The 19052-nt window shown below is 73.1% G+C and carries 15 protein-coding genes; 13 read left to right on the top strand and 2 right to left on the bottom strand.

The window, feature by feature from the left end:
- Nucleotides 1–45: 45 nt before the first annotated feature.
- The 7 genes from AC1DQC_RS17125 to AC1DQC_RS17155 all read left to right on the top strand — a co-directional run bounded on the left by AC1DQC_RS17125 (nt 46) and on the right by AC1DQC_RS17155 (nt 12346).
- A complete protein-coding gene (locus AC1DQC_RS17125; RefSeq protein WP_477052438.1) occupies nt 46–1254 on the top strand; it encodes an ROK family protein in 1209 nt (402 codons plus the stop codon).
- 152 nt (nt 1255–1406) lie between these two features.
- Nucleotides 1407–2453, top strand: coding sequence for a lactonase family protein (locus tag AC1DQC_RS17130; RefSeq protein ID WP_477052439.1), 1047 nt, complete (start codon nt 1407–1409; stop codon nt 2451–2453).
- Nucleotides 2454–2634: 181 nt separating this feature from the next.
- Nucleotides 2635–7692 (top strand): glycoside hydrolase family 3 N-terminal domain-containing protein, encoded by a 5058-nt coding sequence (locus AC1DQC_RS17135; protein WP_477052440.1) that lies wholly within the window; start codon nt 2635–2637, stop codon nt 7690–7692.
- A 93-nt stretch (nt 7693–7785) separates the two neighbouring features.
- Nucleotides 7786–8169: a hypothetical protein gene (locus AC1DQC_RS17140; RefSeq protein WP_477052441.1), complete on the top strand. Its 384-nt coding sequence runs from the start codon at nt 7786–7788 to the stop codon at nt 8167–8169.
- 60 nt (nt 8170–8229) lie between these two features.
- The gene (locus AC1DQC_RS17145; protein WP_477052442.1) at nt 8230–9564 is read left to right on the top strand and encodes a glycosyltransferase; all 1335 of its coding nucleotides are present in this window, start codon (nt 8230–8232) and stop codon (nt 9562–9564) included.
- Nucleotides 9565–9614: 50 nt separating this feature from the next.
- On the top strand, nt 9615–10355 hold the full coding sequence (locus tag AC1DQC_RS17150; protein ID WP_477052443.1) for a phosphoglyceromutase: 741 nt from the start codon (nt 9615–9617) through the stop codon (nt 10353–10355).
- A 179-nt stretch (nt 10356–10534) separates the two neighbouring features.
- The gene (locus AC1DQC_RS17155) at nt 10535–12346 is read left to right on the top strand and encodes an alkyl/aryl-sulfatase (protein WP_477052444.1); all 1812 of its coding nucleotides are present in this window, start codon (nt 10535–10537) and stop codon (nt 12344–12346) included.
- A 242-nt stretch (nt 12347–12588) separates the two neighbouring features.
- Here the strand turns inward: AC1DQC_RS17155 and AC1DQC_RS17160 are convergent, their stop codons facing one another.
- Together AC1DQC_RS17160 and phoU are read right to left on the bottom strand one after the other, a co-directional pair.
- Nucleotides 12589–13005, bottom strand: coding sequence for an MmcQ/YjbR family DNA-binding protein (locus AC1DQC_RS17160; RefSeq protein WP_477052445.1), 417 nt, complete (start codon nt 13003–13005; stop codon nt 12589–12591).
- Between the two features lie 107 nt (nt 13006–13112).
- A complete protein-coding gene (gene phoU, locus AC1DQC_RS17165; protein ID WP_477052446.1) occupies nt 13113–13778 on the bottom strand; it encodes a phosphate signaling complex protein PhoU in 666 nt (221 codons plus the stop codon).
- A gap of 217 nt (nt 13779–13995) precedes the next feature.
- On the opposite strand from phoU, the gene AC1DQC_RS17170 reads away from it, so the two are divergent.
- The 6 genes from AC1DQC_RS17170 to AC1DQC_RS17195 all read left to right on the top strand — a co-directional run bounded on the left by AC1DQC_RS17170 (nt 13996) and on the right by AC1DQC_RS17195 (nt 19014).
- Nucleotides 13996–14664 (top strand): GAP family protein, encoded by a 669-nt coding sequence (locus AC1DQC_RS17170; protein ID WP_477052447.1) that lies wholly within the window; start codon nt 13996–13998, stop codon nt 14662–14664.
- A gap of 39 nt (nt 14665–14703) precedes the next feature.
- On the top strand, nt 14704–15105 hold the full coding sequence (locus tag AC1DQC_RS17175; protein WP_477052448.1) for a DUF7144 family membrane protein: 402 nt from the start codon (nt 14704–14706) through the stop codon (nt 15103–15105).
- Between the two features lie 33 nt (nt 15106–15138).
- Complete coding sequence (locus tag AC1DQC_RS17180; RefSeq protein WP_477052449.1) at nt 15139–15621, top strand: DUF1269 domain-containing protein; 483 nt, start codon at nt 15139–15141, stop codon at nt 15619–15621.
- Nucleotides 15622–15729: 108 nt separating this feature from the next.
- A complete protein-coding gene (locus AC1DQC_RS17185) occupies nt 15730–16983 on the top strand; it encodes a sensor histidine kinase (protein WP_477052450.1) in 1254 nt (417 codons plus the stop codon).
- Nucleotides 16980–17702, top strand: coding sequence for a response regulator (locus tag AC1DQC_RS17190; protein ID WP_477052451.1), 723 nt, complete (start codon nt 16980–16982; stop codon nt 17700–17702). Before AC1DQC_RS17185 ends, AC1DQC_RS17190 begins: the two co-directional genes overlap by 4 nt.
- Nucleotides 17703–17898: 196 nt before the next feature.
- Nucleotides 17899–19014, top strand: coding sequence for a phosphate ABC transporter substrate-binding protein PstS (locus AC1DQC_RS17195; protein ID WP_477052452.1), 1116 nt, complete (start codon nt 17899–17901; stop codon nt 19012–19014).
- Nucleotides 19015–19052: the final 38 nt, after the last annotated feature.

Raw genomic sequence — 19052 nt, forward strand, 5'->3', positions numbered from 1 at the left:
TGTTTGCCGGATGAATTTATCTCGATCAGCCGGTAGGGTCAAGCCATGCCGACGCCCGAACCTCGCGACCCCTCGCGGGTGGCGCGGCAGGCGCAGATGCGCGACCAGAACCTCGGCGTCGCGCTGCGAGGGATCGTCGGGGCCGCCGAGCCGCCGTCCCGCGCGCAGCTCGCCGCCTCCGAGGGGCTCGCGCGGGCGACGGTCTCCGGGCTGGTCGACCACCTCATCGAGGCGCGCCTGGTGCGCGAGCTCGATCCCACCCAGACGCAGCGTGCCGGTCGGCCGGCGGTGCCGCTCGCGCCGGCCCGGGGGACCGTCGCCGGCGTGGGCATGGAGGTCAACGTCGACTATCTCGGCGTCCGCGCGATCGACCTGGCCGGCGACGTGCTGGCCGAGCACGTCGAGCTCGGCGACCTGCGCGGCGCCGACGCCGGCGACGTGCTGGACCGGCTCGCGGCCCTCGCGGCCCCCGTGGTCGAGCAGCTGCGTGCCGGGGGAGTCCGCGTGGCGGGGACGGCGCTCGCCCTGCCCGGCCTCGTGGACCGCGTCACCGGACCCCTGCGCGTCGCGCCCAACCTCGGCTGGCGCGACGTCGACGTCGTCGGCCGCGTCTCGGCGCACCCCGTCCTGGCGGACCTGCCTCCGCGCGTCGGCAACGAGGCCAACCTCGCGGCCCGGGCCGAGGCCCGCGCCCGCGGCGGCTCACCCAGCTTCGCGTACGTCTCCGGCGAGGTCGGGATCGGTGGCGCGTTGGTGCTCGACGGAGACCTCTTCCCCGGTCGGCACGGCTGGAGCGGCGAGATCGGGCACGTGGTCGTCGACGCGTCCCGCGGCCCGCGCGCCTCCGACGGCAGCCTCGAGGCGCTCGCGGGCCAGGACGCGATGCTGCGCGCGGCCGGACTGCCGCCGACCGCTCGCCTCGACGCGCTGCTCGACGCGCTCGTCGACGGCGAGCCACGCGCGACGGCCGCCGTCGCGCAGGCCGCCCGGGCCCTCGGCATCGCGCTCGCGTCCGTGGCCAACGTCGTCGACGTCGGCGAGGTGGTGCTCGGCGGCAGCTTCGCGCTGCTGTTCGACCACGTGCACGACGAGGTGTCGGCGCGTCTCGACGAGCTCGTGATCTTCGCCCCCTGGTCGCCGCTGCGGGTGTCCTCGGCGCGCGCCGGCCGGTACCCCGCGATGACCGGTGGCGCGCTCGCGGTCCTGGCGCGCGTCCTCGCCGACCCCGCGGAGTGGATCCGCACCCAGCCGTAGCCCGCAACGTCCGCAGATCCGGTCGCCAGGACGCGCGATGCTGCGGACGTCCGGCGGTTGGAGAATCAACGTCCGCATGTCCGGTCGCCGGGACGCGCGATCGTGCGGACGTCTCGGCAGGCGGGTGGGTGCTCGAACTAGGCTCGCTCCCCGTGAGCGCGCAGACGACCCCCCTCTGGATCGGTACCTACCCCGTGGCGGGCGCGGGCACCCCCGTCGGGCAGGGCGAGGGGATCTGGCGGGTCGACCTCGACCCGGCGACCGGCGCCCTGAGCGACGCCCGGCAGGTGGCCGTGACGCCCTCGCCGAGCTTCCTCGCGCTGCACCCGAGCGGCCGGGTCCTCTACGCGGCCAACGAGCAGGCGGACGGCACGGTGAGCGCGTTCGAGGTCGTCGGCGAGGATTTGGTCCACCGCGCGACGGTGCCGTCGGGCGGCGAGGACCCGTGCCACCTGCTCCTCGACGTGGACGGCCGCGCGCTGCTCGTCGCGAACTACTCCTCGGGGGCGCTGAGCGTGCTCCCGCTCAATGCCGACGGCGGCTTCGCGGCGGGGGGCCCGGAGCAGGTCCACGGGCACGCGGGCTCGGGTCCCGACGAGGACCGGCAGACTGCGCCGCACGCGCACTTCGCCGCGCACGCCCCGGGCGGCGCGTTCGTGCTGGTGGTCGACCTGGGCACCGACGAGATCCGTCGCTACCGGCGCGAGGCGGGCGGGCTGGTCGCCGACGGGATCGCCGCGACGCTGCCCGCGGGCACGGGTCCGCGGCACCTGGTGTTCGGCGCGGACCGGCGGTTCGCGTACGTCGTCGGCGAGCTCGACGTCACGGTCCGCGTGCTGGCCTGGGACGCGGCGTCGGGGACGGGCTCCCTGGTTCAGACGCTGCCCGCGACGACGGTGCCCGCGCGGGAGGCCGGTCGCCGGCCGCTGCCGTCGCACATCGTCCGGGACGGCGCCCGCGTGCTCGTCGGGACCCGCACGTCGGACGTGCTGGCGCGGTTCGCCGTCCGGCCCGACGGCCTGCTGGACCCGGTCGCGGACGACGCCCTGCCGGGTGCGTGGCCGCGGCACTTCGAGGTGGTCGGCGGCTGGACCGTGGTGGCCGAGCAGGTCTCGGGCGACGTCGCGGTGCTGGCGGCGGACGGCTCGGTCGCGAGCACCGTCGCCCTGCCGGCGGCCGCCTGCGTGCTGCCGGCCTGAGTCCACCCGGAACACCCGAAAAGCCCGTTATCGAATCGTGATCTTCTCGACTTACCGCCCAGTAAGTCATTGTGATTGTCTGGCGAGAGCCGCAGGGTCGGGCGGGGCGACGAGGCCCTGAGCGACCGGCCCGCGGCAGCGGCCGAGCAACGGGGCCCGGCCGTGTCACAGGGGAGTGACCGTGCGCCGTGCCGACCGTCTGAGCCATCTGCCCGCGAGCCTCGCCGCCCTGGCGCTCGTGGTCCCCCTGGCGCTGGTGGGTATCGCGGCACCCGCGTCCGCGGCGCCCGGCGACCTCGCGCGGACGGGCACGGCCACGGCGGACCGGTTCCAGTCCGACGCCGACGGCACGTTCCCGCCGGACGCGGCGATCGACGGCGACCCGACCACCCGGTGGGCGAGCGGCAACGGACCGGACGAGGACGTGCCGTACACCGCGTGGGTCCAGGTGGACCTCGGCGCGACGGCCTCCGTCGACCACGTCGTGCTGGCGTGGGAGGCGGCCTTCGCGGCGGGCTACGACGTGCAGGTGGCGACGACGGCGCCCGACGACCCGGCGTCCTGGACCACGGTGCACACCGAGGCGGCCGGCGACGGCGGGACCGACGACGTCACGTTCGCCGCGACGGACGCGCGCTACGTCCGCGTGCAGATGAACCAGCGCACCAGCTTCACGTGGGACCCGGCCCGCCTGCACTGGTACGGCTACTCGCTGTTCTCCCTCGAGGTGTACGGCACGCCCACGCAGGTCGCCGCGGCGTTCGCGACGGGCAGCACGACGGTCCCCGCCGGCGAGGACGCGACCGTCCCGGTGATCCTCGCGACGGCCGCGGGATCCGACACGAGCGTCCGCGTGCGGAGCACCGGCGGCACGGGTGTGGCCGGCACCGACTACACGGCGATCGACCAGGTGGTGAGCTTCCCGGCCGGCAGCACCGAGGCGAGCGTCACGGTCCCGACCGTCGACCACGGTCCCCTCGGCCAGGTGCGCACGGTCGAGCTCACGCTGTCGGAGCCGTCGGCGGGGCTGGTCCTCGGCGGCCGGACCACCAGCACCGTCACCCTCACGCCGCACGGCGACCTGCCCGACGTCGGCGCGGTCACCGTCCTCGACGACTACGAGTCCGGCGTCCCGGCCGGCTACACCACGTGGGGCATCAGCGCGCCGGTGACCCCCGTCCTGTCCACAGGCCCGGTCGACCGCGGGGGCAGCGGCCTCGTCGCCACGGTGTCCGGCACCCCGGCCGCCGGCGACTGGTTCGGCTTCACGCACGACATCGCCGCGACCGACTGGTCCGCGCACGACGGGTTCACGTTCTGGTTCCTGGGCACGGGCGGCGGCGGCCTGCTGCGCTACGAGCTCAAGAGCAACGGCCAGCTGTTCGAGCGGAGCGTCACGGACGACACCGTCGGCTGGCGCCAGGTCAGCGTCGCGTTCTCGCAGCTGCGGCTCAAGGGCAACCCGGCCTCCGACGCCCGCTTCGACCCGTCGGCCAGCACGGGCTTCGCGGTCACGCTCACCGACCTCGGCGCGGGCGCGTGGACGTTCGACGACCTGGGCCTGTACGACCGGGTCACCACGATCGAGGACGCCGAGGGCGACGTGCCGATCGCGGCACCGGGCAGCACGGTGGGCATCTTCACGTGGGGCTCGGCGCCGGACCTGGTCAGCCTGGGCGTCACCGCGCAGGACCGGCCCGGCGCGCCCGCGGGCAACCACGTGCTCTCGGGCGACTACCTCATCCCCTCGGGCGGGTACGGCGGGTTCAGCGAGAACCTCGCCGCCGGGCAGGACTGGAGCTCGTTCCGCGGCATCCGGCTGGCCTGGTACGCCTCGCAGCCCACTCGCCCCGCGAGCCCCACCGCGGGCGGCGACATCAAGGTCGAGCTCAAGGACGGCGGCCCCGACGGCGAGCACTCCGAGCTGTGGGCGGCCACCTTCAAGGACAACTGGTCGACGGACGGCAGCCGGTGGAACGTCGTCGACCTGCCGTTCTCGGCCTTCACGCTCAGCGGCTACCAGCCCGGCGACGCCGCCACCCGGAACGGCACGCTCGACCTCACGAGCGCCTGGGGCTATGCGATCACCATGGTGCCCGGCACGGCCGAGTCGGTCGGCTGGGCCGTCGACGACGTGCAGCTCTACGGCTCGGCGGTCCCCGCTCCCACGGCGACGGTGACCGCGGGCAGCGACGTCGTGTTCGTCGATCCGGGCGACACCGCCCAGGTCCCGGTCGTGCTCAGCACCACCGACGGCCAGCCCCTGACCGCCGACGTGACCGTGGCGTACGCGAACGGCGCGGGCACCGCGGTCGCCGGCACCCACTACGACGCGTTCTCCGGCACGCTCACGTTCCCGGCCGGCACCGCCTCGGGCAGCACCCAGACGATCGACGTGGTCACGCACGCGACGGCCGCGGTCGACGACGCCCGCACCGTCGGCGTGTCGCTGACCGCCACCGGGGCGGTCGTCGGCACCGTCCCGAAGGTCGTCCTCAATGCGGTCGGGGCCGCGTACCTCGACGCGTCGAAGAGCACGGCGGAGCGGGTCGACGACCTGCTGGGCCGCATGACGCTCGCGGAGAAGATCGGCCAGATGACCCAGGCGGAGCGGCTGGGTCTGCAGTCGCCGTCCCAGATCGCCGATCTCGGGCTGGGCTCGGTGCTGTCCGGCGGCGGCTCGGTCCCGGCGCAGAACACCGCGGCCGGCTGGGCGGACATGATCGACGGGTTCCAGCGCCAGGCGCTGTCCACCCGGATGCAGATCCCGATCGTCTACGGCGTCGACGCCGTGCACGGCCACAACAACGTGGTGGGCGCGACGATCTTCCCGCACAACGAGGGCCTGGGCGCCGCCCGCGACGCCGACCTGGTCGAGCAGGTGGAGCGGACCACCGCGCAGGAGGTGCGGGCCACCGGCGTCCCGTGGGCGTTCGCGCCCTGCCTGTGCGTCACGCGCGACGAGCGCTGGGGCCGCAGCTACGAGTCGTTCGGCGAGGACCCGGCCCTGGTCACGGCCATGGCGGGCGCCTCCATCGTCGGCCTCCAAGGTTCCGACAAGACCGACCTCTCCGGCCCCGACAAGGTGCTGGCCACGGCCAAGCACTGGGTGGGCGACGGCGGCACCACCTACGACCCGGCGCTCGCGGGATCCGGCTACCCGATCGACCAGGGCATCACCCACGTCGACAGCCTCGACCAGCTCCGGCGGCTGTACGTGGACCCGTACGTGCCCGCCATCGACGCCGGCGTCGGCTCGATCATGCCGTCGTACTCCGCGGTGTCGATCGCCGGGGGAGCGCCGGTCCGCATGCACGAGAACGCGGCGCTGAACACCGACCTGCTCAAGCGCGAGCTCGGGTTCGACGGGTTCCTCATCAGCGACTGGGAGGGCATCGACAAGCTGCCCGGCGGCACGTACGCGGACAAGGCGGCGCGCGCGGTGAACGCGGGCCTCGACATGGCGATGGCGCCCTACAACTTCGGCGCCTTCATCACCGCGATCACCGACAAGGTGGCCTCCGGCGACGTCAGCCAGGCCCGGATCGACGACGCCGTCCGCCGGATCCTCACGCAGAAGTTCGCGCTCGGGCTGTTCGACGCCCCGTTCGCCGACCGCACGCTGGCGGCGGACGTCGGATCGGCCGAGCACCGCGCCGTGGCCCGCGAGGCGGCCGGGAAGTCGCAGGTGCTGCTGAAGAACGCCGACCACCTGCTGCCGCTCGCGCCGGACACCAAGGTCTACGTGGCCGGCTCCAACGCGGACGACCTGGGCAACCAGGCCGGCGGCTGGACCATCTCGTGGCAGGGCTCGTCGGGCGACATCACGCCCGGCACGTCGATCCTCGAGGGCATCCAGGCGGCCGACGCGTCGGTGACCTGGTCGAAGGACGCCTCGGCGCCGGTCGGGGACGCGCAGGTCGGCGTCGTGGTCGTCGGCGAGACGCCGTACGCGGAGGGGCAGGGCGACGTCGGCAACAACGGCAAGTCGCTGTCGCTGAGCGCCGCGGACCGGGCCGCGATCGACACCGTCTGCGGGGCGCTGCCGTGCGTGGTCCTGGTCGTGTCGGGCCGCCCGCAGCTGGTCACGGACAAGCTCGACGCCATCGACGCGCTGGTGGCGTCATGGCTGCCGGGCACCGAGGGGGCCGGCGTCGCGGACGTGCTGTTCGGCGCCCGGCCCTTCACGGGGCGGCTCCCGGTGAGCTGGCCGGCGACCGCCGACCAGGTGCCCGTGAACGTCGGCGACGACACCTATGCGCCCCTGTACCCGTACGGCTGGGGCCTGCGCACGGACGCGCAGCGCGACCGGCTGACGGCGCTCGTCGCCACGCTGCCTGCCGGCCCGGCGAAGGACGCGGTCCAGGCCGTTCTCGACGCCCCGGTGTGGGCCGGGACGTCGCTCGACCCGGCCAAGGTCGCACAGGCGGTCCCCCTGCTGTTCGACGCCGCCGAGACGCTCGACGGCACCGACCGGGACACCGCGGCCGCCGCGGGGATCGTCGTCTCGCTCGTCCGTGACCTCGCGCAGGACGCCTCGGGTGCCGACGACGCCGCCACGACGGCCGACGCCGAGCACGCGCTGATGTCCGGCGACGCGAGCGGGGCGGTCGAGCTGCTGGCCGACGTCCTCGGCGTCTCGACCGCCGAGCCCGTCGCGTCGACCACGAGCGTCTCCCTGTCGCCGGCCGTCACGGTCGTCGGCCACGTGGCGACGGCCCGCGTGACGGTCCGCGCGCCCGGGGTCGTTCCGACCGGATCGGTGCAGGTGCTGGTCGACGGAGTCCCCGTGGCCACCGCCACGCTCGTGGCCGACGGCACGGTCCGGGTCCCGCTGCCGGCGAGCCTGGCGGGCGGTCGGCACACGGTCACGGCGGTCTACGGCGGCGCCCCGGCCGCCGACCCGCCGGTGCTGGGCTCGACCTCGTCCCCGGCGACGCTGACCGTCACCCGCACCCTGCCCGCCGTCACCACGAACGGCACCGACTGGACCGTGCGGCGCGCGGACCCCAAGCAGGTGCACGTCCAGGTCACCGGCGTCACGGGCGTCGTACCTACCGGAGCCGTCGACGTCTGGGTCAACGGGTCGCGCAAGGGGTCGGCGACGCTCGACGCGCGCGGCACCGCGGTGGTCACGCTGCCCGTCGGCACCCGGACCTCCCTGGTGCTGGTCACCTACGGCGGCGACGCGAGCTACCTGCCCTGGATCGGCGCGCCCCGGCTGCTGGTGGTCCGGTGACCCCCAACGGGTGACAACCGCCGCCCCGGCTCCAGGACCTGCGGGAACGTGCCGATCACCCTGTTTGTCGACGACGAACAGGGAGGTTCCCCGATGCGCAACGGATTCGATATCTACCGGGCAGGCCCGGACCGGAACCACCAGGAGCCGCCGAGCCCGTGGGGCTGGACCGCGCGGCCCGGCGAGGTGCCGACGGGCGAGACCGTCGTCCAGGACCACGACTTCACGCTCACCTACACCGGCAACGACCCGCAGCTGGCGGCCGCCTTCGCGCGCGGCGCCCGGCTCAAGGAGATCGTCACGCTGTGGCCCGAGCTCGCCTTCTACCCGTCGACGGCCGGGGGCTTCCTCCCGGACGGGAACATCTTCCCCATCCGCGGCGACTACAAGCCGCCGAGCGGGCTCAGCGCCCTCAAGGCCCGGTTCGCCCGTCGTCCGTCGGGTGCGCACGTCGCGGAGGCCCCCGCCCGGTCGTGAGGTGAGTACGCGCTCCGTGCGGGAGAATGGGTGCAGACCCGTCCGCGAACAGGAGCACCCGTGACCCTCGAGCACGCCCCGCGCGTCGCCATGCTCTCGGTGCACACGTCGCCGCTGGAGCAACCGGGCACGGGCGACGCCGGCGGCATGAACGTCTACGTGCTCGAGCTGTCCCGCGCGCTGGCCGCCCGGGGCGCGCGCGTCGAGATCTTCACGCGGGCCACGTCCTCGGACCAGGCCGAGACCGTGCTGCTGCCCGGTGCCGACGCGCTCGGCCGACCCCTCGTCGGCGACGCCGCCCGCACCGTCCTGCTGGCCGACGAGGTGGGCCCCGGCGTCACGCCGCCGATCCTGGTGCACCACGTCCCGGCCGGCCCGTTCGAGCGGCTGGACAAGAACGACCTGCCCGGGGTGCTGTGCGGCATGGCCGCGGGCGTCCTGCGCTGGGAGGCCGCCCGCCGGCCCGGCTGGTACGACGTCGTGCACTCCCACTACTGGCTGTCGGGGCAGGTGGGCTGGATCGCCGCGGACCGCTGGGAGGTGCCGCTCGTGCACACGGCCCACACCCTCGCGCGCGTGAAGAACGCGTCGCTCGCGCCCGGCGACACCGCCGAGCCGACCCAGCGGGTGATCGGCGAGGAGCAGGTGGTCGCCGAGGCCGACGCGCTCGTGGCCAGCACCCCGGTCGAGGCCGAGGAGCTGGTGGAGCTGTACGGCGCCGACCCCGCCCGCGTGCACGTGGTGGAGCCCGGCGTGGACCTCGACCGGTTCGTGCCCGGGGACCGCGCCGCCGCGCGCCGCGAGCTCGGGCTGCCGGAGGACCGCCAGATCGTGCTGTTCGCCGGCCGCGTGCAGGCGCTCAAGGCTCCGGACGTGCTGGTCAGCGCCCTGGGGGTGCTCAAGGTGACAGGTCGGCCGGTCCCGCTGCTCGTCGTGCTCGGCGGCCCCTCGGGTCGGTCCAGCGCGGTGCGCGAGCTCCAGGCGCTCGCCGAGATGACGGGCGTCGCCGACGACGTGGTCGTGCACCCGCCGGCGGACCGGGACGCCCTGGCGCGCTGGTACCACGCGGCCGACGTGGTCGCGATGCCGTCGCGCAGCGAGTCGTTCGGCCTGGTCGCCGCGGAGGCGCAGGCAAGCGGCGTGCCCGTGATCGCTGCCTGCGTGGGCGGCCTGCGCACGATCGTCGACCACGACGTGTCGGGCCGGCTGGTCCGGGGGCACGACCCCGCGGTGTGGGCCGACGTGATCGCCGACGTGCTGGCGTCGTCCGACGACCGCGCGCGGTACGCGGTGGGCGCGCGGCAGGTGGCCGAGCGCTTCGGCTGGGAGACCACCGCCGACCAGATGCTCAAGGTGTACTCGGTGGCCGGCGAGGTCCGGGCGTCGCGCGTCTGAGGGTCGGACGTCCCAGGCCACCCCGCCGCACCCTGCGGCAGGATGGGCCCATGACCTACACCCTCGTGCTGCTCCGCCACGGCGAGAGCGAGTGGAATGCCAAGAACCTGTTCACCGGCTGGGTCGACGTGGCCCTCTCGGAGAAGGGCGTCGAGGAGGCCAAGCGGGGCGGGACGCTGCTCACGGACGCGGGCGTGCTGCCCGACGTCGTGCACACGTCGCTGCTGCGCCGCGCCATCACGACGGCGAACCTGGCGCTCGACGCCGCCGACCGCCACTGGATCCCCGTCAAGCGGTCCTGGCGCCTGAACGAGCGGCACTACGGCGCGCTGCAGGGCAAGGACAAGAAGCAGATGCTCGAGGAGTACGGCGAGGAGCAGTTCATGCTCTGGCGCCGCTCGTACGACTTCCCGCCGCCGGACATCGAGCTGGGCTCGGAGTTCTCGCAGGACAGCGACCCGCGATACGCCGGCGAGCCGATCCCGCGCGCCGAGGCGCTCTCGAACGTGCTCGAGCGCGCGCTGCCCTACTGGGAGTCGGACATCATCCCCGACCTGCGGTCCGGCAAGACCGTGCTCGTCGCGGCCCACGGCAACTCGATCCGCGCCCTGGTCAAGCACCTGGACGACGTGGACAGCAGCACGATCGCCGGGATCAACATCCCCACCGGCATCCCGCTGCTCTACACCCTCGACGAGGAGACGCTGAAGCCCACCAACCCGGGCGGCACGTACCTCGACCCCGAGGCCGCCGCGGAGGCCATCAAGGCCGTCGCCAACCAGGGCCGCTGACCCCGCACCACCCCCGCAACGTCCGAGCAGGTGCAGCCCCTGAGCCGCATCTGCCCGGACGTTGCTGTGTCGGCACCCGTTGCGTCCGAGCAGAAGGACGTCCTGGTCCGCATCTGCTCGGACGTTGTTCGTCTCGGCTTCATGTGCCTCGTCGGCCGGATGCTGATTGACTCCGAAACATGACACTCCCGTCGTTCCAGGACACATCCGACTTCGACGACGCCGCCCGCGGCAAGATCGCCGACATCCCGCCGGAGCCGGTCCTGGGGGCCGACGGTCACGTGGTCTGGGACCCGCACCGCTACGACTTCCTCACGGGGGACTGCCCGCCGACCGTGCACCCGAGCCTGTGGCGTCAGTCGCAGCTCGCTGCCATCGGCGGCCTGTTCGAGGTGGTCGACGGCGTGTACCAGGTGCGCCAGTACGACCTGTCGAACATGTCGTTCATCGAGGGGGACGAGGGCGTGATCGTCATCGACACGCTCACGGCCACCGAGACCGCGGCCGCGGCCCTCGCGCTGTACCGCGAGCACCGCGGCAACCGTCGGGTGACCGGTGTGGTCATCACGCACTCGCACGCCGACCACTACGGCGGCATGAGCGCGGTCGTCGGGGAGGGCGTGCCCGTGTTCGCACCGGAGGGGCTCGTCGAGCACGCGGTGTCGGAGAACGTGTACGCAGGCCCCGCGATGTCCCGGCGCGCCGTCTACATGTACGCCGCCGACCTGGCGCCGGGAGCGGAGGGCCAGGTGGGCAGCGGACTGGGGACCACCAACTCGATGGGCACGCTGTCGCTGGTCACGCCCACGGTCGACGTCACCGAGACGGGGTTCGAGCAGACGGTCGACGGCGTCCGCATGGTGTTCCAGCTGACGCCGGGGACGGAGGCGCCCTCCGAGATGAACGTCTGGTTCCCGGACCGCAAGGCGCTCTGCATGGCCGAGAACGCGACGCACACCCAGCACAACCTCCTCACGCTGCGCGGGGCTCAGGTGCGCGACGCCCGCAACTGGTCGCGGTACCTGCACGAGGCGCTCGTGCTCTGGGGCGACCAGGCCGAGGTCGTGTTCTCGTCCCACCACTGGCCGACGTGGGGCACGGAGCGGATCGTCAGCTTCCTGTCGACGCAGCGCGACCTCTACCAGTACCTGCACGACCAGACCCTCCGGCAGGCCAACCAGGGCCTGACGGGCATCGAGATCGCCGAGGACTTCGAGCTGTCCGCGGGTCTCGAGCAGGCCTGGAACGCGCGCGGGTACTACGGGTCCGTCAGCCACAACGTGAAGGCGGTCTACCAGCGCTACCTCGGCTGGTTCGACGGCAACCCGGCCCACCTGTGGGAGCTGCCGCCCGAGAAGGAGGGTGCGCGGATCATCGCGCTCGCCGGCGGGGCGGACGCCGCGCTGGACACCGTCGAGTCGCTGCTGGGCACGGGCGACACCGACGACCTGCGCTGGGCGACGACGCTGGGCAGCCACGTGCTGTTCGGCGGAGGGGACACGACCCGGGCTCGCGAGCTCCTCGCCGCCGCGATGACCCGGCTGGGTCACGGCTCCGAGAACGCGACGTGGCGCAACTTCTACCTGCGGGGCGCAGAGGAGCTGCTGGGCGGTGTCGCCGCGCCGCCGCCGGACCTGTCGACCCCCGAGGTGCTGAGCGGGCTGACGATCCCGCAGCTCTTCGACTCGATCGGCGTCCGCGTCGACGGCCCCCGCGCGGGCGCCGAGAGGCTGGCGATCGACTGGGTGTTCACCGACGCAGGCCTCACCTACCGGACCGAGCTGTCGAACGGCGCCCTGATCCACGCCGACCGAGGCCCGCGCGCCGCCGACGCCGACCTCACGGTCACCCTCACCAAGGGCCAGCTCGTCCGCCTGCTGTTCACGCAGGACAAGGAGGGCATCAGGTTCGACGGCGACCAGGGCGCCCTCGGCCGCCTGCTCACCTACGTGGACACGACGTCGAACACGTTCCCGATCGTCACCCCGTAGCCCGTAGCCCCGTAGCCCCGTAGCCCCGTAGCCCGTAGCCCCGGCGCAACGTCCGCACTCGTACGGGTCAGGACACGTAGAAGTGCGGACGTTGCGGGGGTGGGGGCGCGGACGTCCGCGTTCCTACGGGTCGGGACACGTGGGAGTGCGGACGTTGCCGGGGTGGGGGGTGCGGACGTTCCCGTTCCTACGGGTCAGGACCCCGTGGGAGTGCGGACGTTGTGGGAGGTGGGCGGGGGCGGTCAGCCGGGGCCGTTCGCGGTGTCGAAGGTGGCGATCGCCTTCTTCGTCGCCGACGCCCGCCACGCGGCCTCGATCAGCTCGGCGAGCGCGTCCCAGTCCGGGTCGTGCGCGGGGTCCAGGTGGGCGCCGATCCAGCCGAACCGGCCCATGTACGGCGCGACGAAGTAGCGGACGGGATCGCGCGCGACGACCGCCTGCTGCTCGTGCCGGTCGGCCTTGCACCACAGGGCGAGCCGGCCGTCGGCGTGGTGGTCGGGCAGGATCCACGCGAACCGGCTCCCGCGCGTGAAGAACCCGGTGTTGCCGTACTCGTCGATCTCGGCGGACGTCTCGGGGAGCTGCGCGACGACCGCGCCGAGCCGCACGCGGGCCGCGGCGACGTCGTCGTCACCCCACCCGAGCACCCGCTCCGCCATGCGTCCCACGCTACCGACCGCACGCGAACGAGGGTCCGCCGCGAGGGCGAGGAGTCCGATCCTCGATCTCGCGCCGAACCCTCGTTCTGGTGCGTGGCGGCGCTGGGTCAGCCGGCGGTGCGGTTGAGCTCGCCGCGGGCGTCGCCGGTCACCAGGTAGGTCACCCGGCGGGCGACGGAGACCGCGTGGTCGCCGAACCGCTCGTAGTAGCGGCCGAGCAGGGTGACGTCGATGGTCTCCTGCGTGGTGCCGCCCCACGAGCCGCCGAGCAGCGCGGCGAAGGTGTCCTCGTGCAGCTCGTCGAGCAGGTCGTCGTCCTGCTCGATGCTCTCGGCGAGCAGGACCTCGCGGCTGTTCAGCAGGGTCGTGGTGCGCCGGGCGACGCGGACGGCGGCGTCGTGCATCTCGGCGAACGTGCCGGAGAGGGCGTGCGGCACCGCGTGCCGGGGGTAGCGCCCGCGCGCCACCTGGGCGACGTGCCGCGCGAGGTCGCCCATGCGCTCCAGCGAGGCGCTCATCCGCAGGGCGGAGACGACGATGCGCAGGTCGGTCGCGACCGGCTGCTGCTGCGCGAGCAGCAGGACGCAGCGCTCGTCGAGGTCGCGCTCGATGGCGTCGATGGCCAGGTCGTCGACGATCACGGACTCCGCGAGCGCGAGGTCGGCCGTGAGCAGGGCGATGCCGGCGCTGGTGATGGCGTGCTCGACCCGGCCGCTCATCGACGCCAGGTCCTCGCCGAGCTGGTGCAGCTCGGCGTCGAAGATGTCCCGCATGTGCTCCCTCTCGTGCCGGCGGCAGGTGCCGCGCGCAGGTCAGGCTGACATTTTCAGGTGAACGGTGGGGCGCGCCGAGGTGAACGGACGGCGGCCGTTGCGTACAGAGGGGGACGACACCGCCGCAACACGGGTGGCGATTCGTCCGGTGCGTCCGGCTCGCGGCCCGTAACCTGCGAGCAGACGGGTCGACCGAGCCCGCGACGGGGAGGTGGGCGTGGGCGCCGCCATCGGGCAGTCCCTGCCGGTCGCCGTCGGCGTCCTGCTGAGCCCGATGCCGATCGTGGCGGTGGTGCTCATGCTCGTGAGCGAGCGGGCGCGGTCCAACGGCTTCGCGTTCCTGGTGGGCTGGTTCGTCGGGATCCTGGTGGCCGGCGGGGTGATCCTGCTGCTGGTCGGCGCGGCCACCCCCAGCGACGAGGGGCCCGCCGAGTGGATCAGCGTGGTCAAGCTGGTGCTGGGTGTGCTGGTGCTCCTGCTGGCGGTGCGCCAGCTGCGCGGCCGCCCGCGCGCGGGGGAGGAGCCGGCGACGCCGGGCTGGATGGTCGCCATCGACACCTTCACGCCGGCCAAGGCGTTCGGTCTCGCGTTCCTGCTGAGCGCGGTGAACCCGAAGAACCTCCTGCTGATCGCCGCGGGCGCGGCCGCGATCGCGGGCGCCACGAGCGTGCGGGCCGACCAGCTCGTGGCGCTGCTGGTCTTCGCGCTCGTGGCGAGCATCGGCGTCGCCACCCCGATCGTCATCTACCTGGTCATGGGGGCACGCGCGGCGGCGCTTCTCGACCGCCTCAAGACGTGGATGGTGCACAACAACGCGGTCATCGTCTCTGTCCTGCTGCTGGTCATCGGGGCCAAGATGATCGGCGACGGCATCACCGGGCTCTAGCGGGCTCCGGACGGGACAGACCTACCGAGGGGATCGACGATGGCGCAGAGGGTGACGGCCTGGGTCGGCTGGGTGTGGTTCGCGGCGTTCGCGATCCTGGTGGCCGGGTTCATCAACATCGTCACGGGACTGGTGTCCGTGTTCTCGCCGAAGACCGTCGTGTCGTGGTCGCCGGACGGGATCGCCGTGGTCGACGTGTCCACGTGGGGCTGGGTGCACCTGGTGACGGGCGTGCTGCTGGTGATCGTCGGCTTCGCGCTGTTCGCGGGCAGCTGGTGGGCGCGCCTGGTGGCCGTGGTGCTGGTCATCATCAACCTGGTGGCGCAGTTCGTGTCGCTGCCCATCACGCCGTGGTGGTCGTTGGTGGCCATCGCGCTGGACCTGGTGATCCTGTGGGCGTTGACGGTGCACGGCGGTGAGGTGGAACGAGCGGCTCGGTAAGGACCTGACAACCGATCGAGAGGGACGACGACGATGACGACGTTCACGGCATGGAAGTTCGAGACGGCGGACGGTGCGGAGAAGGCGGTCGCAGCGCTCAAGGGGGCCCAGGCCGACGGTCTGGTGAAGATCGTCGACCACGCGGTCATCAGCTGGCCCGAGGGTGGCGCGCGACCGGAGATGCACCACTCGAACGAGGACAAGTGGCGCGGGACGGGGTGGGGCGCGTTCTGGGGCCTGCTGTTCGGCGGGCTGTTCTTCGTGCCGCTGCTGGGCGTCGCCGTCGGTGCCGCCGCCGGGGCGATCACCAAGGCGGTCTCCGCGGTCGGCATCACCGAGGACCAGCTGGAGCACATCCGCGCGCAGATCACCGTGGGCACGTCGCTGCTGTGCGCCGTCACGGAGAACGCGAACATGGACCGGCTCGGGGAGCGGATGCACGGCCTGCACAGCACGCTCGTGGAGACCAACCTCACCGACGCCGAGAAGTCGCTGCTGCTGGAGACGTTCGACTGAGCAGGTCACCGGCCGTGGATGAACGGCCGGTGAACCCTCGCCGTAGAAGCGGTCCGGGGTCGCCCCATCGGCGTGTCGCACCCATCGGCGCGTCCTAGGGTGAGTGCTGTGGACGGGATCAACGGGCTCATGCTGCTGCTCGCCGGCGGCCTCGGCCTGCTGGTGGGCGTGTGGGCGACCCTTGCGTTCCGCTTCAGCGAGCGGGCGCAGCGCACCCTGCCGCCGCTGGTGGAGCCCGAGCTCGACGAGGGCCTCGTCCGCACCCTCGCGGTGCTGCGCTCCGCGGCGGTCGTGCTCGACGACGCCGACCACGTGGTGCGGGCCAGCGCGCCGGCGCACGCGCTCGGCATCGTGCGAGACGGGCGCATCGCGCCGGCGGCGATCCGCGACCTCATCGCGCAGGTCCGGCGCGACGGTGTGATCCGCGACGAGGTGCTCGAGGTCCCGCGCGGTCCGGTGGGACCCGGCGTGCTGCTGGTGCAGGTCCGCGTCGCCCAGGTCAGCGCGGACCACCTGGTCGTGCTGGCGGAGGACCTGACGCAGGCTCGCCGGCTCGAGGCCATCCGGCGCGACTTCGTCGTCAACGTCTCGCACGAGCTCAAGACCCCCGTGGGCGCGCTCGCGCTGCTGGCGGAGACCGTCCAGGATGCGGCGGACGACCCCGAGGCCGTGCGCCGCTTCGCGGGCCGGATGCAGACCGAGGCGACGCGGCTGTCGGCGCTGGTGCACGAGATCATCGAGCTGTCCCGCCTGCAGGTGGCCGGCGCCCTCGGGCAGCTGGGCCTCGTCGACGTGGACCTCGTGCTGACGGAGGCGGTCGACCGCGCCCGCACCACGGCGGAGTCCAAGAAGGTGCGGCTCGACATCGGGGGTGTGCGTGGCACCCGCGTGTTCGGGCAGCACGAGCTGCTGGTCACCGCGGTCCGCAACCTGCTGGACAACGCGGTCGCCTACTCGGGCGAGGCGTCGCACGTGGGCGTGGGGGTGCGCGTCGACGGCGACCTCGTGGAGATCGCGGTGGTCGACGAGGGCATCGGCATCTCGGTCGCCGAGCAGGAGCGCGTGTTCGAGCGGTTCTATCGGGTGGATCCCGCCCGTTCGCGTGACACGGGCGGCACCGGCCTGGGACTGTCCATCGTCAAGCACGTCGCGGCCGACCACGGCGGGGACGTGACCGTCTGGTCGCAGCCCGGCCGCGGGTCCACGTTCACGCTGCGCCTGCCGCGCGCCGAAGAAGAGTCGCCGACGGGTGGCGTCACGACGCTGCCGAGCGCGAAGACCAGCATCGAGAGCCCGCCCGACACCCCCGTCGGCAGTCCTGCTGACATCGAAGGAGCGCACGTGCGCCGGAGCGCGTCATGACCCGGATCCTGCTCGTCGAGGACGAGGAGTCCTACCGGGACCCGCTGACGTACCAGCTGGAGCGCGAGGGCTTCGACGTCGTCACCGCCGCCACGGGGCCGGAGGCGCTCGAGAAGTTCGACCAGTTCGGCGCCGACCTCGTCCTGCTCGACCTCATGCTCCCCGGCCTTCCGGGCACGGAGGTCTGCCGTCGGCTCCGGCTGGTCAGCGACGTCCCGGTCATCATGCTCACCGCCAAGGACGACGAGATCGACAAGGTGGTCGGCCTCGAGCTGGGCGCCGACGACTACGTCACCAAGCCGTACTCGTCCCGCGAGCTCCTCGCCCGCGTCCGGGCGGTGCTGCGCCGGCGGGAGTCCGTCGTCGTGGGCGCCGGGGCGGCCGCGCTGCTGGCGGACGACGACGACGACCAGCTGCTCGCGGCGGGCCCGGTGCGGATGGACGTCGAGCGGCACACCGTCAAGGTGCGCGACGAGCTGGTCGCCTTCCCGCTCAAGGAGTTCGAGCTGCTCGAGCTGCTGCTGCGCAACGCCGGCCGCGTGCTGACCCGCGGCCAGCTGATCGACCGCATCTGGGGCTCCGACTACGTGGGCGACACCAAGACGCTCGACGTCCACGTCAAGCGGGTGCGCGCCAAGATCGAGGTCGACCCGGGCAACCCGACGCTGCTGCTCACCGTCCGGGGCCTCGGCTACAAGCTCACCGACGACGAGGCGTAGCCCCGCACACCCCGGGACGCCCCGCATACCCTCGAGGTGTGCGGGGCGTCCTGCTGCCCCCAGGACACGCGTCCGACTCGTCGGCCACCGTTCACCTGGGGTTCACCCGAAGCCGGGGAGCAGGTCACGTGCGGTTCCTACGGTCAGCATCGCCGCGCACACATCGGTGCGCACATGATCGACAGGACGGACCACAGTGAAGCTTCCCCTCCTCGGCCGCGTCGGGGCGGTTGCCCTCGTCGGCACCCTCGCGCTCACGCTGGCGGCTTGCGGATCGGACAACGCCACCGGCGACGCGCCTGCTGCCAGCGGCTCTGCCGCTCCGGAATCGACGCTGAGCGGCACGCTGAACGGCGGCGGCTCCAGCGCGCAGGAGAAGGCCCAGCAGGCCTGGGTCGCCGGTTTCCAGACGGCGAACCCGGACGTCACCGTCAACTACACGACCACCGACTCGGGCGCGGGCCGCAAGGGCTTCCTCGACGCCTCGCTCGACTACGCCGGCTCGGACAGCGCGCTGAACGAGGAGGAGCTCGCCTCCGCCGCGGACCGCTGCTACGGCGGCGCGGGCATCGACCTGCCGGTCTACGTCAGCCCCATCGCCGTCGCGTTCAACATCGACGGCGTCTCCGAGCTCAACCTGAGCGCGGACGTCGTGGCGAAGATCTTCGCCGGCGCGATCACCACCTGGGACGACCCGGCGATCACGGCGCTGAACCCGGACGCGACGCTGTCGGGCCCGATCACGGTCGTGCACCGCTCGGACGACTCGGGCACCTCGAAGAACTTCCAGGACTACCTGTCCAAGACGGCCCCCGACGTGTGGACCTACGAGGTCACGAACACGTGGCCCGTGGCCGTGGGCCAGGGGGCCAACGGCACCTCCGGTGTCGTCCAGACGATCCAGTCCGCGCCCGGCACCATCGGCTACGCCGACGCCTCGGCCGTCGGCGACCTCGGCAAGGTCTCGCTCGGGGTCGGCACGGAGTTCGTCGCCCCGACGGCGGACGCCGCCGCTAAGACCGTGGACGTCTCGCCGCGGGACGACACGCGCGCCGACGGTGACATCGTCATCAAGGTCGACCGCACCACGACCGAGTCCGGCGCCTACCCGGCGATCCTCGTGTCGTACCTGGTCGTGTGCAACACCTACGACACCCAGGACAAGGTCGACCTGATCAAGGGCTACGCGACCTACGCCACCAGCGCGGACGGTCAGTCGAGCGCCGCGACGGCCGCGGGTTCCGCGCCGATCTCGGACGCGCTCCGCACGGACGTCGTCGCCTCCATCGACGCGATCACGGTCAAGAAGTAGAAGTAGCACTTGACGCTCTGCCCAGTCGTCGTCCGGTG

Source organism: Cellulomonas sp. P4_H12 (assembly GCF_056400905.1).